This window comes from Paraburkholderia sp. MM5496-R1 (assembly GCF_050436205.1).
GTDB classification, from domain to species: domain Bacteria; phylum Pseudomonadota; class Gammaproteobacteria; order Burkholderiales; family Burkholderiaceae; genus Paraburkholderia; species Paraburkholderia tuberum.
Window position 1 is genome coordinate 2,168,370 of sequence record NZ_JBNDLT010000003.1, and the last position, 16,314, is coordinate 2,184,683.

Annotated in this window: 14 protein-coding genes; 7 read left to right on the plus strand and 7 right to left on the minus strand. The window is 65.0% G+C overall.

Annotation, left to right across the window (positions count from 1 at the left end):
- Positions 1–12: 12 nt before the first annotated feature.
- From OKW38_RS36160 to OKW38_RS36175, 4 genes are all read right to left on the minus strand, one after another.
- Complete coding sequence (locus OKW38_RS36160) at positions 13–2,610, minus strand: ATP-binding response regulator (protein ID WP_429365280.1); 2,598 nt, start codon at positions 2,608–2,610, stop codon at positions 13–15.
- Between the two features lie 16 nt (positions 2,611–2,626).
- The gene (locus OKW38_RS36165) at positions 2,627–3,859 is read right to left on the minus strand and encodes a hypothetical protein (RefSeq protein WP_429365281.1); all 1,233 of its coding nucleotides are present in this window, start codon (positions 3,857–3,859) and stop codon (positions 2,627–2,629) included.
- Positions 3,860–4,156: 297 nt separating this feature from the next.
- Positions 4,157–5,398, minus strand: coding sequence for a phospholipase A (locus tag OKW38_RS36170; RefSeq protein WP_184068068.1), 1,242 nt, complete (start codon positions 5,396–5,398; stop codon positions 4,157–4,159).
- A 791-nt stretch (positions 5,399–6,189) separates the two neighbouring features.
- Positions 6,190–8,193 (minus strand): VTT domain-containing protein, encoded by a 2,004-nt coding sequence (locus tag OKW38_RS36175; protein ID WP_429365282.1) that lies wholly within the window; start codon positions 8,191–8,193, stop codon positions 6,190–6,192.
- Between the two features lie 151 nt (positions 8,194–8,344).
- Here OKW38_RS36175 and OKW38_RS36180 point away from each other — a divergent pair, with 151 nt between their 5' ends.
- Both OKW38_RS36180 and OKW38_RS36185 read left to right on the plus strand, forming a co-directional pair.
- The gene (locus OKW38_RS36180; RefSeq protein WP_429365283.1) at positions 8,345–8,728 is read left to right on the plus strand and encodes a hypothetical protein; all 384 of its coding nucleotides are present in this window, start codon (positions 8,345–8,347) and stop codon (positions 8,726–8,728) included.
- 47 nt (positions 8,729–8,775) lie between these two features.
- Positions 8,776–9,252, plus strand: coding sequence for an OsmC family protein (locus tag OKW38_RS36185; protein WP_090806238.1), 477 nt, complete (start codon positions 8,776–8,778; stop codon positions 9,250–9,252).
- Between the two features lie 70 nt (positions 9,253–9,322).
- On the opposite strand, the gene OKW38_RS36190 is transcribed toward OKW38_RS36185, so the two are convergent.
- Both OKW38_RS36190 and OKW38_RS36195 read right to left on the minus strand, forming a co-directional pair.
- Positions 9,323–9,556, minus strand: a complete 234-nt coding sequence (locus OKW38_RS36190) for a hypothetical protein (protein ID WP_090806236.1) — start codon at positions 9,554–9,556, stop codon at positions 9,323–9,325.
- A gap of 86 nt (positions 9,557–9,642) precedes the next feature.
- Positions 9,643–10,113, minus strand: coding sequence for an Lrp/AsnC family transcriptional regulator (locus OKW38_RS36195; protein WP_018425024.1), 471 nt, complete (start codon positions 10,111–10,113; stop codon positions 9,643–9,645).
- A gap of 152 nt (positions 10,114–10,265) precedes the next feature.
- On the opposite strand from OKW38_RS36195, the gene OKW38_RS36200 reads away from it, so the two are divergent.
- On the plus strand, positions 10,266–10,946 hold the full coding sequence (locus OKW38_RS36200) for a LysE family translocator (RefSeq protein ID WP_429365284.1): 681 nt from the start codon (positions 10,266–10,268) through the stop codon (positions 10,944–10,946).
- A gap of 145 nt (positions 10,947–11,091) precedes the next feature.
- Positions 11,092–11,280, plus strand: a complete 189-nt coding sequence (locus OKW38_RS36205) for a hypothetical protein (protein WP_429365285.1) — start codon at positions 11,092–11,094, stop codon at positions 11,278–11,280.
- Between the two features lie 35 nt (positions 11,281–11,315).
- Here the strand turns inward: OKW38_RS36205 and OKW38_RS36210 are convergent, their stop codons facing one another.
- The gene (locus tag OKW38_RS36210; RefSeq protein ID WP_429365286.1) at positions 11,316–11,828 is read right to left on the minus strand and encodes a DUF1993 domain-containing protein; all 513 of its coding nucleotides are present in this window, start codon (positions 11,826–11,828) and stop codon (positions 11,316–11,318) included.
- Between the two features lie 310 nt (positions 11,829–12,138).
- Here OKW38_RS36210 and OKW38_RS36215 point away from each other — a divergent pair, with 310 nt between their 5' ends.
- The 3 genes from OKW38_RS36215 (at position 12,139) to OKW38_RS36225 (ending at position 16,299) form a co-directional block, all read left to right on the plus strand.
- Complete coding sequence (locus tag OKW38_RS36215) at positions 12,139–13,698, plus strand: S53 family peptidase (protein ID WP_429365287.1); 1,560 nt, start codon at positions 12,139–12,141, stop codon at positions 13,696–13,698.
- 80 nt (positions 13,699–13,778) lie between these two features.
- On the plus strand, positions 13,779–15,443 hold the full coding sequence (locus OKW38_RS36220; protein ID WP_429365288.1) for a S10 family peptidase: 1,665 nt from the start codon (positions 13,779–13,781) through the stop codon (positions 15,441–15,443).
- 184 nt (positions 15,444–15,627) lie between these two features.
- Positions 15,628–16,299 (plus strand): hypothetical protein, encoded by a 672-nt coding sequence (locus OKW38_RS36225; RefSeq protein WP_429365289.1) that lies wholly within the window; start codon positions 15,628–15,630, stop codon positions 16,297–16,299.
- Positions 16,300–16,314 lie beyond the last annotated feature (15 nt).

The window sequence follows — 16,314 nt, forward strand, 5'->3', positions numbered from 1 at the left end:
GAGGCCGCCCTCTCAATCGCTCAGTGCGTCGCGATGATCGCGCCGCCCTTTCGCCGACGCGTAATACCGCTGCAAGGCGTCGGTCGAGCGCGCGCCCAACGCGCGGATCTGGGCGTGCCAGTCGGTTTCCACTGGCCACTCACCGGCGATCACGCGCGGATAGATCTGCCGTGCGTAGCGATGCAGTGCCTTCGCGCCGATGTTGCCGCTGACGCCAAGCAACGCATGCAGGCTCGCGTGCGTCGCCTTGATATCGACGGCCGCGCTGTTGCCTGCGAGGCGCACGACGAGCGAGCGAATCTGTTCGATGCCGTTCAGGAACGATTCGTCAAGCAGATCGAGCGAGACCAGTTCCTTGAGGTGCGCTTCGTCGAGCAGGCTTTCTTCAGCGATGGTGGCGGCCGCGGGCGCGTTCGCAGTGGGGGGCAACGCCACCGGCGTCGCCGCAAAATCCGTTTGCGCGGCTCCGCCCGCGGTTTCCGTGATTCGTTGCGGAGCGTCCGCAACCAGCGCGCCGCGTGTGCCGAACTGCCGCGCGAGACATGCGTACAGCGAGCCGGCCTGCACCGGCTTGATCAACACCTCGTTCATCCCGGCGGCAACGCAGGCCTGCACCGCCTCGGCATCGGTGTGACTGGTCAGCGCAATGATAGGCAGCGTCGCGTAGGCATCGGTGCGCGCGCGAATCGACTTCGTCGTCTCGATGCCGTTCATGCCCGGCATGTTCACGTCCATCAGGATCGCGTCGATGAAGCCGTCTTCGTGCAGTTTAGTCAGCACCGCCTGACCGTGGTCGGCCTCGACGACGCTCGCGCCGCAGCGCTCCAGATACGCCTTCGCGACAAGCCGGCTGTAGGTGTCGTCGTCGGCGATCACAAAGGTTCTGCCGGCGAAGACATCGGGCAGTTCGCCCTGCTGATGATGCGCACCGTTGTCGAAGAGGGTCTGCAACGCGGTGAGCAGCTCCTGCACACTCGACGTCTTGCTGATGATCTCGTCCATGCCGGCGCGCCGCGCGCGCAGTCGCACCGCGATGCCCGGTTCGGCGGTATAGGCGGCGATCAGCACGTTGCGGTTCGGGCAGTCTCTGTCGGCGCGGAGGCGCTCGGTCGTCGTGTAGCCGTCCATCGCGGGCATGCTGATGTCCATCAACACGAGGTCGTAGAGCGGCGCGCGCCGCAACGTGGCGAGCGCAAGCTCGCCGCCCGACGCCTCGCTGACATAGGCGCCGGCCTGCGTCAGCACGCGGCGGGTGCGGGCGCGCAGCGTGTCGTCGTCGTCGACGACGAGCACGCGCTTGCCCTTGAACGCCGGCATCGCCCGTTCGAACAGGCGCCGCTCGTGCTCCTCGACCTCGTCGGCCGCTACCGGTGGAAAGCGCAGCGTGAACGCGGTGAACTTGCCGAGTCCCGATTCGCAGTCGATGCTGCCGCCGAACGCGCGCATCGCGCGCTGGCAGTACGCGAGCCCGAGCCCGGTGCCGCCCGAGTTGCCGGCCGTGCGAAACGGCTCGAACAGATGCTGCAGGATCTCCGGCGCGATGCCGGGGCCGGTGTCGCGTACGATCACCGAGTCGCGGTCGACGGTCAATGTGAGCGTCGCCTGCGGATACGCGACGATGTGATGCAGCGCGTTCTTGATCAGGTTGAACAACGTGAACAGATAGACCGTCTCGTCGACCTTGAACACGAAGTCGCGCCTGACGACGACGCTCACCTTCGCGCGTTCCTTGTCGTTGTCGAAGCCGTATTCGGCGAGCGCCTTGCGCGTGGTCGCGCCAGCATGGAGGTAGCTGAGACTATCCGGGCGGATCGATTTCGCGGCGACTTCGTCGAGCGTCATCGCGATGATGCGCAGGCCGCGCTCGATCGACAATTGCCCCTGCGCGAGGTGGTTGTACATCAGCGAGGCCGTGCCGTCGGTCAGCGTCGGCGCCGCGCCCGCTTCGGTCGCCGCGGGCAGCGCTTCCTCGACGCGGTCGAGCACGTGCCGCAACTGGCTCAGCGGATTGCGCATCTCGTGCGCGATGGACCCCGCGAGCGCCTGCAACGCGCGGTTCTTTTCGACGAAGATGCGTCCCTTGCTGATCGCATGACTGAACGCCATGCTGCACAGCACGACCACCGGCAGCAACGCGAGGTTGGACTTGTCCTGCGCGCTGAGAACGACCGGCGTCGGCGCGCTCAACACGCCGGCGAGCCCGCCGGAAAACACGCCAATACCGATGCACGTTATCAGCAGCAGGGGGTTGTCGATACACAGCGCCAGAATGAAGATCATCATGACCTCGGTCATCATCCACATCGTGGAGAAACCGTTTCTGACGGTCAGGAACGTGCAGACGAACGGCAGCACGTAAATCAGACAGCAATGCCAGTAGATCAGCAGCGCAGGATTGTAGCGCCTCGGCCAGCGCGCCTGGAACAGCAGGGGAACGCAGACGGCCGCCGCGCTGAGCCGCAGCAGCAGGTTGTCGTAAGGCTGCGGAAGGATGTAGGTCCAGACGACGTAATAGATGGGGTGACACAGGAGGCCGAGTGCGCCTCCCCATCGAATTGCGAACCTGCTTCGTTCCAGCATATCCCGCATGCTTTCGCGCGGTATCGCCATCAGGCCTCCGAGTTCATTAGGAACCCATCATTTCATGCGTATTGAATTGCTGTGATTCGACGACTTCGGCGAGCGAGTCGCCGTTCTTGCCGTGAAACGGTCCGACCGAAAAGCCATACTTCTTCAGCAGACCATGAGTATAAGAGACCGACCACACGGGCGGGCTGCCAATGATGAAATCGGAGGCGATACCTTCCTGCCATGCCGAATAGCCTTCGGCGAAGCAGGTATAGCAGTCGCGGGTGGATGGCAGCCTGAACGGGAACGCGGTGTCGAGTCCGGCGGGCCCGCGCGCGAAGCATTCAATATAGAGCGTATGACCGCGAGAAGCGAGTTCCGCTTCGACGCTTGCCGCGCGCGGATGCGAGTCGTCGATCCAGAATTGCGCGCGTTTGAGATCGGCGGCGCTCAGGTAAGGCACGCTCGTGCTGCTCGCGAGAATCGCGCCGTCGAAGTCCGGCAGCGGCGTGTCCGGGCTGAACGTATGCACCGAGACTTTCGATTTGCCAAGCAGGTCCGACGCGACCAGCTCGTTCGCCTGATCGATCAGCAGGTTGATCTTGTCGGGCAGATCGATCAGCACCAGCTCCTTCGGCGCATCCTTGTAGAGCAGATACTTCGCGACCGTCGTGCCGAGCCGGCCGGCCGCGCCGAACAGCGCGAGCTTCGTGTTGCCGAGCTCGAGGTCGAGCTGTTCGCAGCAATGCATCGCCCAGTCCTTCAGCATCGCCGCGGTCGCCGCGTGGCCCGTCGTGATGTGAGGCGGCTTGACCGGCCGGGGCAGCGCGCCGTAGTTGCACGCGTAGGGCGTCGACGCGCCCATCGCGACCATGTTCAAGCCCGCCTTTCGGGCGAGCTCGAGCGCCGGAAAGAATTGCGTCTCGCGAAAGCGCTTGATGCCGCGCGGGCTGCCGAGCCACATTTCGAGCGGCACCGGGCAGGCGATATTCGCGCCTATCACCTGCGCGCCCGAATAGATCGGCGATGCGATGAAAGGCCTGGTTTTCCACAACTCCTCTTCGAACGATTCGCTTCGTTCGCGAACGTTGTGAAAAGAAAATGAAAGGGTTTCCCAATCGGTCGCGTGGAACAGAAAGCCGACTCCCCCCTGACGGGCCGGCAGGCTATCCCGGATCTGTTCCGGGTGAATTTCGTGCTTGAGCGCAAGCGGTGCACTATTCCGATGCAAAAGAAGTCCGGTTGGCTCGTTTGAAACAGGCGACACGTCTTTAAGGAGAGCGGTTTTCATTGGTTTTTCCGTGGTTTTGATTAGACGCTGGAAAAGTCAGCGCGCTGCGTGGCCAGCCGGTTGGACCGGCGACCCTTCAACTCTAGAGAAATCCACACCGATATGCCCGTCTGTTCGTGCACACAGCATTCACGAGCGGTCCATGACGGGTTGCCCGCCGGGTGGAGGTCGGTTTTGGGCAAACTTTTGAAAGGATTACGGCAGAAGTTTCGATGTATTAGGGCGCGTCGTGGGCCGTCATCGAATGGAAAAGGGCCGCTCGGCGGCCCTTTGCTTGCATGCCGGGCGAATTCCGGATTAGCGTGTGATGCTATAGCCGATTCGCGCAATCCAGCGATGCTGGTTGTAGTCGAGAATGTCCTCGCCATAACCGCTGAAGAAGCCAAGCCACAGATAACCGCCCCAGCGGCTATTGATCAGCTTCGCCAATGGATAGGTGAACTGCGTATCGACGCTGCCTTTGCCGCCTTGCGTTCCTTTGCGCAGCGTCGTGTCCAATTGCGCGCCGTCGGGGCTGCCGTAGATGAACCGCAGGTCCACATAGCCGCGGTAGTCGGCGATGTCGTGGTTCTCGCCGGCGATGTGCGTATAGTAATAAATCTTCGGCTGGATGGTCAGATGGTAGCTGTGGATGTCGCCGAAATCCCAGATCGGCTTGAGGAACACATAGTCGACGCCGCGCGATTCCGGACCGTCGCGTCCATTCGATTCGTGTTCGTAGCCGGCCATCACGCCCATTCTGCTCCACCACGTGCTCTTCCAGCCGGTGTCTTCGAGGTAATAAAAGAGTGCCGGCATATAGCTGGTGTCGCGGAACGGCGCCGAGTACTTCTTGAGATCCCACAGCGAGGTTTGCGTATAGGCGAAGTACAGGTTGTCCGCGAAACCACGCGAGCGCGGGTCGTCCGGAACGACGAGGCGGAACTTGAAGCTGAGCTGGAATTTCGCGAGGGACTCGCTACCGCCGCCATCGGCGAAATACATCGGTTCGAAGGCGGAGAAGCGGCTCAGGAAAGTGTTGATTTGCGGCACGGGCGCATCCGGTCGTGATGGCGCGGGCGACGACGCGATCAGGCTCGTCGACGACGGTGCGCCGCTCGCGGTGCCCGCCGCCGTTGCTCCATTGGCGCTCCCGGCCGACGCGAGCGCCGCGTCCTTGCCGGAGCGCGGCGGACGCGTCAGCAGCACGTACGATGGCGACACGTCGAGATCCGGCACGTCGATCTGCATCGCGCCGCGCGCCCATTCGGGCCACGTGCCGGTATAGCGCACTGCCTTCAGTTCGCCGGCGGCGAGCTTCAGATGCTCGGGTGCGCCGCTTTCGCGCGTGAGCGCGAGCCGATGCGGTACCACGTCGGTATTGCTGATCGCGATATTCAATTGCGCCGGCACGTCGACTTCGGTGCCGCCGGGTTGATCGCCGGCATAGACGATCGTCACTTCGAGTGGACTGCTCGATAGCGCTTCGCGCGGCGGACGCAATACGGATACGCCGGCGACGCTATACGCGGAGTAGCTGCCGAGCACCAGCGCAGTCATGCAAAGCGATAACCAGGGGAGAAGCCTGGAAAGCGAGCTGGAAACCGAGCCGGAAAGCGGACTTGAAGATAATCGGGAAACACGCGAGCGGTGGCTGCGAACGGCGGACTGGCGGTCTTTCTTCACGCGAGACATCGATCGATTCCGCACACGAAGCTCCTGGTGGTCTACGAGAGTTCAGGTCGCAAAGAGACGATAGCGTTAATGCGTGCAATTGGGTAGAAAATCGCGGCCGCCGTGTTTCATTGCGGAAATGGCGACGCATGCCGGTTCCCGCTATCTGGCATTCTGCTCATTCTGCCAGTGCGATTACGGATTGCGTGAGTGGAAAAATGAATTAGGAGCGCTATCGGTGCAAATAGCGGGGGGGAAGTGGGGATAATGCCGGTGTGTCGTTGCATTTGCGCAACGAAGACTTAAATGTCAAATCGATTGTCATTCGCGACCCGGTGTATCCCCGCGGTCGCCTCAGTCATTTCCGTTATGGCAATTGCGCGTCAATTGGCGATTCGCTTTCGTGACAATTCGTTGCGCGGCCAATGCGGCGACTGAATGCTTTCTTCAATAGGCGAATTTCCGGTATTGCTCCGGCGCGCTTGCATTGTCGAGTTCGCTCACGCGCGGCATATGGCGCAGCAGGCGTTCCGCCCGTGGCGCCAATTGCTGATAGACGGCGCCGGGTACGTCGATGTGGACTTCCGAAGCGGCCCACGGTTGTCTCCTTTATCGAATCGTCGAGTTGGGGATGCCTGAGATGCCTGAAGTTGCCTGGATGTGCCTGGATGTGCAGCTCATTGCCTCGGCGAGACCAGCAGCGACACCGGCACGCCGTGACAATCGACCTCCGCGAGAACCGTCGCGCCGAGCTCGGCGCCCGACCTGGTGGGCGCGTCGAACGGGCTCGCGCCGCGATCGATGCGCAGAATGTTCAGCGGCCAGGAGGGCCGCGTCAGCCGCTCGTGCGCGAACGCGCCGACCCAAAGCGGCGCCGCGGAGGTGCCGTTGTCGACCGCGAAGCCGCTCGGCCAGAAGCGAAGCACGTAGCGTTCCTCGCGCGAATTGCCCGGTCGCATGAAGACCAGCGACGACGGCACGCCATTGTTCAGCTTCGGCAGCACCGGCAGCGACACCGCCGCGACGTCGGGCGAAGCGAGCGACAGCAGGCTGTGCGCGGACACGTCGGTGCCCTCGACCCAGCCCTGCGCGCGCAACTGCTCGCGTATCGAAGCGGGCTCGGAGACCCATTGCAGCGTCAGCGGCTCCTTGCGATCGCCGCCCATGTCGGAGCGAAAGCACGGCAGCCGCTTCCACCCGGAGAGCTTCCACTGCGTCTGCGTGAACTGCACGGGGGGTGGTTGCGGCGCGCCGTCCGGCGGCGTCGGCATTGCGAGGCCGAGCTGCAGGCCGACACTGAGCGCTACGACCGCGAGCACCACGAGCGGCATGAAACGGCGCGGCGGCGGCGGCCGCGGATGCCGCCAGATCGCCGTCAGCGCAATCAGCGCGACCCACACAGACGCGAGCGCCGCGCCGCCGATCGCGTCGGACACCCAGTAGCGGCCGAAGTAGACGCCCGCGAGCGCGACCACGATCACGACGATGATGCTGGCGCCGGCAACCAGCACGCCTCCGAGCTTGCCGATCCGGCGCGCGAGCAGAAACGCGAGAAAGCCGTAGATGATCACCGTCGCGGCGACGTGATTGCTCGGAAACACGAAGTGGCCACTCATGAGTTCGTTGGGCGGGGCGCGGCGCATCGCGAGTTGCAGGCCGAGAATCAGCAGCTGCGAAAACACGACCGCCGCGAGCCAGTAGACGATCGTGCGCCAGCGCCGCTCCCACACCATCCACAGGGCGACCGTGACGACCAGCGCGAACAGTGTGATGCCGCTGCCGAGCGTCGCGAGCGCCGCGAGCAACGTGTCGCCCCACGGCGTGCGTATCGATTGCAGAAAGTGATAAACGGACAGGTCGATGGTCGTCAGCGGATCGCCGCTGACGACGTCCTCAAGGACCCCGAAGAAAAGCGCACCGGCCACCAGCACGATCAGCGACGTCGCGAGCAGGTGGGTCGCATCGGGCGTGTCGGGGTCGAGCATGCGGCGCGCGATGCGGCCGAGCGGACCCGGATGGCGGCATGCCCAGCTGCCGAGATGACGGCCTGCCGCGCTCGACCAGGCATTCGCGTGCGACACCAGAAACCCCGCGCCGCGAAAGCTGAGCCACACGATGCACGCCAGCATCGCGATGATCACGACGAGCCGGAACGACACCGCCCCCGCGAGCAGCACCGACGCGCCGAACACGACGCCGGGCAGGATGTGCGCAGGCGCCCACAGCAGCGCGGAGAGCACGTTGATCGAGAGGAAGCGCAGCGGCCGCATGCCCATCATGCCCGCGACGACCGGCACGATCGCCCGCAGCGGGCCGATGAAGCGGGCGAGCACGACGCTCTTCGCGCCATGCTTCAGAAAGAAGCGCTGGCCCGCGTCGAGTACGCCGGGGTGTGCGCGGAACGGCCACAGCGTGACGATGCGCTCCCTGTAGCGAGCGCCGAGCCAGAAGCTGGCGCCGTCGCCGGCGACCGCGCCGACGATCGCCCACACGAAGACCCAGGCAAGGCTCAGCGAGCCGGTGCCCGTCAGCGCGCCGGCGAGGAACATCGCGGTGCTGCCGGGGACGAAGGTGCCGATGACCGCGATCGCTTCGAAAAAAGCGGCGAGGAAAACGACCGCGAGCATCCACGGCGAGTGGCCGGCGAGCAGATGCAAAAGGTGGATGTAGGCGTGCTCCATCGTGCGCGATCGGCCGTTCGGGCGTAACGATCGATCATAACGCGCACGGACACGCCGTGGGCGCGGGCGGGAGCGGCGCCGCTGCATCGGTCGCGCGATCGGCTCAGAATAGATATCGTGCTCGGCGGATCGATGCGGTTGGAGGGTAGCGATGAAGACAGCAACAGGTGGGATCGTGTGCTCGGCGTTGCTTGCGGCGCTGTTGACGGTGGGGGCCGCCGCAACGGTCGAGGCCCAGCAACCGGGCAATCCTGGCGGCAGCCAAAACGGCACTCGTGCGGGCACGAACGCGGGCACCAGCGGGGGCAGCGGCAATGCGGCTGTCGGCGGCGCGATGGGCATCGGTACCGGCGTCAGTCCGAGTGCCATGCCGGTGCCCGGCATGTCGGCGGGCGGCTCGTATGGGCTCGGCTCGGGTGGCGCGACCGGCTCGGGCGCCGCGCTCAACAACATGCGCGCGAACGGCACGGCGCTCTATATGAATCCCGACCCACGCGCGCCGAACGTGACCGGCCGCGCGGCGCCGCCGCGCTAGTGTGGCGCGGATAGAATGCAGGTCCGATCCGACCAAAGGGGAAGCGAATGGCGCATGGCGAGCACAAGTACCACGTATCGGTGAAATGGACCGGCAACCGCGGCAGCGGCACCTCCGGCTACCGCGACTACGACCGCGATCACGTGATTTCTTCCGGCGGCAAGCCCGACATTCCGGGCTCGTCGGATCCGGCGTTTCTCGGCGACGCGACGCGCTGGAATCCCGAGGACCTGCTGGTCGCGTCGGCGAGCGCGTGTCACAAGCTGTGGTATCTGCATCTGTGCTCGGAGGCGGGCATCGTCGTGCTCGACTATCGCGACGACGCCGAAGGCACGATGCTCGATACCGCGCAGGAAGGCCGCTTTTCCCAGATCGTGCTGCGCCCGCGCGTGACGATCCGCGCGAGCGGCGATGTCGAACTGGCCACGCATCTGCATCACGTCGCGCATCAGAAGTGCTACGTCGCGAACTCCGTCAATTTTCCGATTCTCTGCGAGCCGGTGGTGGAGACGGACGCGCGTTAACGCGCATGCGGCGGCGCGAAGCGTGCGAGCCGGCTGGCGAGCGGGGCGCCGGCCAGACGCTCGCTAGCGCTCAACGATTGCCGTCGAGCAGATCGCCGAGCAGTTCGTCGAACGCGGCTTGTGCGTCTTCGAGTTCCTGCAGCGCGGCGTCGAAAGTCTGCAGCGCAAATTGCGACGGCTTGCCGCTGCCTGCCGGCGGGAATTGCGATTGCAGCGACGCGAACGCGGTCTGCACCCGCATCGTGGCGGTCAACACGCGTTCCATTGCGGCGGTTTCTTCGGCTCGCGCCTTGTCGTGATCCATGGGAACTCCGGGGTCGTCGGGTTGCGTCGGAACGGCTCGTGCCGCTTCAAAAGGGGACTAAAGGGGGGACTATGCCACGTTCGCGCTCAGGACAGCGGCAGACCGCCAAACGCTTTCACTTCGCGCAACGATAAGGCCGATTCCACCGACGTCACGCCCGGCAGGCCGCGCAGTTCGTCGCGCATGAACGTGCCGTAGTCGTCGAGGTCGCGCGCGACGATCTGCAGGATGTAGTCGGCGCTGCCCGACACGTTGTGGCACGACAGGATCCGCGGGATCGCCTGCACCTCGCGCTCGAAGCGCGTGGCCACCACGCGGTCGTGCACCGCGAAGCGCACGAGCACGAACGCGATCACGCCCAGACCGAGCCCGGCGCGCGACAGCACCGCGCGGTAGCGGTCGATGTAACCATCGTTCTCCAGACGTTTCAGACGCCGCGCGCAAGGCGTCTCGCTAAGGCCGACCATCTCGGCGAGACGCGCATTCGACATGCGGCCGTCGTTTTGCAGCGCGGCGAGAATCGCGCGATCGGTTTTGTCGAGATCGTCCGTGGACATGGTCGGGAGGGGGGGCTGCAGGGTGGTGGAAGGCATCGCCAGATGTCGAAATATTAGCGCATTCCGCTATTTTTTGAATGCAGATGACTGAAAATCGCCAGCAAACGCTCCGCATCCGATAGCAACATGGAGCCTCGAACAAGGAGGCTCCGATGATTTCAGCTCACCTGCTGGCCGTCTACGTGGCGGCATTGATTGTCGTTTATGCGGTGCCTGGGCCGGACATGGCGCTGATCCTGCAAACCAGCATCGCGCGCGGCGTGCGCAGCGGCTTTGCGGCCGCGGCGGGGCTCGGCGTATCGCGCGCGACGCACGTGACGCTGTCGGCGTGCGGCATGGCGGCGCTGCTGCGCAACGCGCCGTGGCTGTACGACGCGGTGCGCTATGCCGGCGCCGTCTATCTCGCGTGGGTGGGGATTCAAATCTTCCGCTCGCCCGGGTTCGCATTGCCGGCCGGGTCGCGCGACAAGCAAGCGGCCGGCGCGCCGCGAGTGGAATCCACTGCTTCGAGCGATGCGGGCAATGCGGTGCGGCCGTTGCGGACCGCGTTCGTCAAAGGTCTGCTGACGAACCTGCTCAACCCGAAGGCGCTACTGTTCTGCTCGGTGCTGTTGCCGCAATTCGCGCGGCCGGAAGCGGGGCCGGTAGCGTGGCAGATGATCGAGCTTGGTGTCGTGCTGCTCGTGATCGGCGCATGCTTCGACGCGTTGTATGCGATCGGCGCTGCGCGCATCGCCAACTGGATGCGCGTCCATCCTTTGGCGCAGACCGTACAACGGTGGACCTTCTCGGCTGCCTTGATCGGCTTCGCGCTGCGGCTTTCGCTGGATTGAAACTCGGAGCTGGCTTTTGCATTCGTCGCGCGTGCGCATACAGCCGATGCAAAGGCCGCGGTGCCAGGTGATTGTGTTAATAAAGCCGATAGCGCAGCGGGCCGCGCGCACGCGCGGCGACACAACCACCTTCTCACGCTCACCGATGCAAACCTTCCTGCTGTATGTCGTGACCGCTGTCGCCGAGATTCTCGGCTGTTACCTGCCGTGGCGCTGGCTTGCGTGGCTGTGGGTCGTGGACGAGGTGCGGCCCACGCTGTGGGACGCGGCAGGCGTCGCGCTGACGCTGGCCGGCATGGCGGTGATCGCATTCCAGCCGCGCCTGCACGCGTGAGGGCGGCCGCGCGATCGACGACCCGCCTGCTCCGTTTACTGCTGCATCCCGCCCAGATAGTCGAGCTTACCGAGCTCGACACCGTTATGACGCAGGATGTCATACGCGGTCGTCACGTGGAAATAGAAGTTCGGCAGCACGAAACCGAACAGATATGACGCTCCGGTGAACTCGATCGGACCCGGCCGCAGTTTCAGCGTGATGGTGCGGCTTTCCGAACCGTCGATCTGCGCCGCGTTGAATTCCTTCAGGTAATCGATCGTTTTCTGGATACGGGCCTCCAGTTCATCGAAAGTCTGCTCGACGTCGTCGAACTTCGGCGGCTCGACGCCGGCGAGGCGCGCCGCGCAACCCTTCGCGGTATCGCTCGCGATATACACCTGGCGCACGAACGGCAGCATGTCCGGCGCGAGCCGGGCATTCGTGAACACCGACGGTTCGATCTGCTTTGCGGCCGCGTGCGCTTCGGCCTTGCCCAGGATGGCCTGCAGGTTCGTGAGGCCGCGAATCAGCACAGGCAGTGATGCTTGATACATCGAAATTGACATGGGTTCCTCTGATTTCTCGATCGTGCGCGCAGGCGGCGCGCGCGGCAATGAAACGGCGGGAATGCCGCTTCAGCATCATAGCGTGTCGCATCCACGCCGCGCATTAGACCCTGGCCATGCGGACGACTGTCGCGCTGGCCGGAACTGTGTTCGAATGCTTTGGTCGGACGCGTGGACGAAGTTCTTGAACAACCCCTGCCGCGTATCGCCACGATGCGCTTCATGCAGGCGCGTGGCGTGCCTGGCCGCCGCCGGGCCGCGCGGTCGTGCATGACCGCGTGCGAAGCCACGCTAACAGGAGAGTCGATACATGGTCACCAAGCATCCATTGCCGGGCAGCGAGCGAAAGGTCGCGCAGGGCACGACGGTCATCGGGCAATGCGATCCCGCCGAGCGGATCGAGGTCTTCGTGATGCTGCGCCGCCAGCAGCAGGCGCAGTTCGACGCCTTGATGAAACGCATCGAAGCCGGCGACGCGAGCGTGAAGCCGCTGTCGCGCGAGGCGCTCGCCCAGGACTACGGCGCCGCGCCCGATGACATCGCGAAGGTCCGCGCGTTCGCGGCCGCGCATGGGCTCACCGTCGCGCGCGAGGATCCGGCGGCGCGCTCGGTGCTGCTGAGCGGCACGATCGCGCAATTCCAGAGCGCGTTCGAGGTCAAGCTCGAGCTCTACCGGCATCACGCGGCCGGCCAGTTCCGTGGCCGCACCGGCACGATCAGCGTGCCGGACGATCTGCATGGCGTCGTGGAGGCGGTGCTCGGACTCGACAACCGGCCGCAGGCGCGTCCGCACTTTCGCATCCGGCCGCCGTTCGCGCCGGCGCGCGCCGGGCAGACGTCGTACTCGCCGCCGCAGCTCGCCTCGCTCTATCAGTTTCCGCAAGGCGACGGCGGCGGTCAGTGCGTCGGCATCATCGAGCTCGGCGGCGGCTACAACACGTCGGACCTCAAGACCTATTTCTCGAGCCTCGGCGTAAGCGAGCCGACCGTGACCCCGGTCGGCGTCGATCAGGCTGGCAACGAGCCGAGCGGCGATCCGAACGGGCCGGACGGCGAGGTCACGCTCGACATCGAGATCGTCGGCGCAATCGTGCCGGGCGCGACCATCGCCGTGTACTTCACGCAGAACAGCGACGCCGGCTTCATCGACGCGGTGAGCCGCGCGGTGCACGACACAACTAACAAGCCGTCGGTGATCTCGATCAGTTGGGGGGCGCCGGAATCAGTGTGGACCGGCCAGTCGATGCAGGCGCTCAACAGCGTACTGCAATCGGCGGCGGCGCTCGGCGTGACCATCTGCGCGGCCTCGGGCGACAGCGGATCGAGCGACGGCTCGGGCGGCGGCGACGCGGTCGACTTCCCGGCGTCGAGCCCGTATGTGCTCGCTTGCGGCGGCACGCACCTGAACTCGTCCGGTTCGGCGATCACGCGCGAGGTCGTGTGGAACGACGGCGAGCAGGGTGGGGCCAGTGGCGGCGGCGTGAGCCGCGCGTTTCCGGTGCCGGCGTGGCAGCAGGGTCTGTCGGCCACGGCGACGGGCGGCGGCGGCCAGCCGCTCGGCGGGCGCGGCGTGCCGGATGTCGCGGGCGATGCCTCGCCGTTGACCGGCTACGACGTGCTGGTCGACGGAATGCAAACGGTGGTGGGGGGCACCAGCGCGGTCGCGCCGCTGTGGGCGGCGCTGATCGCGCGCATCAACGCGGCGAAGGGACAGCCGGCCGGCTTCGTCAACGCTAAGCTGTACAAGGCGCCGGGCGTCTGCAACGACATCACGCAGGGCAACAACGGCAGCTTCGCGGCGTCGAAGGGGTGGGATGCCTGCACGGGACTGGGCAGCCCCAATGGCGGGAAGGTGGCGGGCGCACTATAGTCTGCAACGCAGCGCATAACACAACAACGAGACGTAAGAACGAGGACGCATGGCAATTAAAACGAACCCTTGGAGCGATCATGACGAATACAGAATCAGCTTCCGGTAGCCAGCATTCGCCGCACAACACGCATGCCACGGCCTCGGCAGGCGCGTCCACCGCCACGAGCGCGCCGCACAAGGCCGGCGACCAGCCGCTCTTCGACCCGCTCGCCTATGGCAACGGCCCGGACGATTCGGTTACCGATACAGTCGAGACGGCCGCGATCACGCATCATTCGATGACGATCGGCGGTCACAAGATCGACTACACGGCGACCGCGGGCCATCTGGTGATTGTCGATCCGAGCAGCTCGCAACCGTCGGCGAGGATGTTCTACGTCGCGTTCACGCAGGACCATCAGAAGGAAGAAACGCGGCCGGTCACGTTTTTCTATAACGGCGGGCCGGGGTCGTCGTCGGTATTCGTGCTGCTCGGCTCGTTCGCGCCGCGCCGCATCAAGACGTCGATGCCGGGGTTCACGCCGCCCGCGCCTTATTCACTCGAAGACAATCCGGACAGTCTGCTCGACAAGAGCGACCTGGTGTTCATCAATCCGGTCGGCACCGGCTATTCGGCGGCGATCGCGCCGAAGAAGAATCGCGACTTCTGGGGCGTCGATCAGGACGCGGATTCGATCAAGCAGTTCATCAAGCGTTTTCTGACGAAGAACAACCGCTGGAATTCGCCGAAGTATCTATTCGGCGAGTCCTACGGCACGGCGCGTAGCTGCGTGCTCGCGTACCGGCTGCACGAGGATGGGGTCGATCTGAACGGCATTACGCTGCAATCGTCGATTCTCGATTACACGCAATCGGGCAATCCGGTCGGCGCGCTGCCCACGGCGGCCGCTGACGCGTGGTATCACAAGAAGCTCGGCGTCGCGCCGCGGCCGACCGATCTCGGCGCGTTCGCCGAGGAGGTCGCGCAGTTCGCGCGCACCGACTACCTGGCCGCGCTGCGCAAGTTCCCGACCACAGATTCCGCGACCACCGAAAAACTCAGCGAATACACCGGCATCGACAAAACGACGCTGCTCGCGTGGAGCCTCGACATCGCGGGCTACGACAGCCGCGGCAATTCGCTGTTCCTGACCACGTTGCTGAAGTCGCAAGGCCTCGCGCTCGGCGCCTACGACGGCCGCGTAACGGCGATCGACACCGGCATCGCCGGCAAGATCGACCCGAACTCCGGCGGCAACGATCCGACGATGACCGCGGTCACCGGCGTCTACACGACGATGTGGAACGTCTATCTGAACGAGCAGTTGAAGTACACGTCGAACTCGTCGTTCACCGACCTCAACGATCAGGCGTTCAAGTACTGGGATTTCGGCCATATCGATCCAACCGGCGCGCAGAAGGGGCTCGACTCGACAGGCAACATCATTCTGTACACGGCCGGCGACCTTGCCGCCGTGATGGCGCTCAATCCCGACCTCAAGGTGCTGTCGGCGAATGGCTTTTTCGATTTCGTCACGCCGTTCTATCAGACCGTGCTCGATCTGCAGCAGATGCCGCTGGTCAGTCAGCAGGTGCGGCAGAACCTGTCGGCACGGTTCTATCCATCTGGGCATATGGTGTATCTCGATGGCGGTTCGCGCACCGCGCTGAAAGCCGACCTCGCAAAGATGTACGAAGAGACGGTGTCGAACGCGCAGGCGCTCGGGCGGATCCGCGCGTTGCAGGCGCGGGTGGCGAAGTAGAGGCGGCGGGGCGCCCCCACTCATCGCGACGTCGCGCTGGGTTGGTCTGCGCTGGCTCGCGGCGGCTGCCGCGAGCCGGCAAACGCCGCGCCCTCATGTCCGGCTTTTGTACTCATCCATATTGAATGTGTTTTAATTGCCTTGCGAATTGAACTACCGCGTGCCGCCGCCGGCGCGCCGACGAATGAACGCAGGCATCGCAGACACCCATCGGCGCGGTCTTTCCCGCGACACGACCAGCAGCAATGACACGGCCACCGCGCCGCGGCTCGGACGCACGCGCGTCCTTTGTCCGCGCGTGCGCATCACGCACCGTGCGCTGCTCGTCACCGTTGGCGCACTGCTCGCGCTGCGCATCGGAGATGCCGCCGCGCAACCGAGCGCCGTGCTCGACGAACGCGTGACCCAGCAGTCGATCGGCCAGACGATTTGCCGCCCCGGTTATGCGGAAACCGTCGCGCCGCCGTTCGACGAACTGATGGCGCACAAGGATCGCATGCTTGCCGCACGCGGCATCGATGCGGATGACGTCGCCGCGTTCGCGCTCGACCGGCGTGTGCCGGTCATGCTCGGCGGATCGCCCGATGCGCCGGCCAATCTCGATCTGTTGCCGTGGTCCGGCCCGCAGGGCGAGCGCCGCAAGGCACGCGCGGCGGCGCTGCTCAAGCGTTGCGTCTGCGAAGGCAAGCTGAGTCTCGCGCAGGCGCAAGCGGTGATCGTCGGAAACTGGTCGGCGGTGTATGCGGGCTTTGGCCAGGCGTCCTGCGACGTGAGCCGGCTCGAGTTCGCGACTCGCGACGACGATGGCGTCGACAGCGAAGACAGCCGACGCGACGCGCATGCCCGCCAGCGTTGAGCGCGCCGCGCGTCC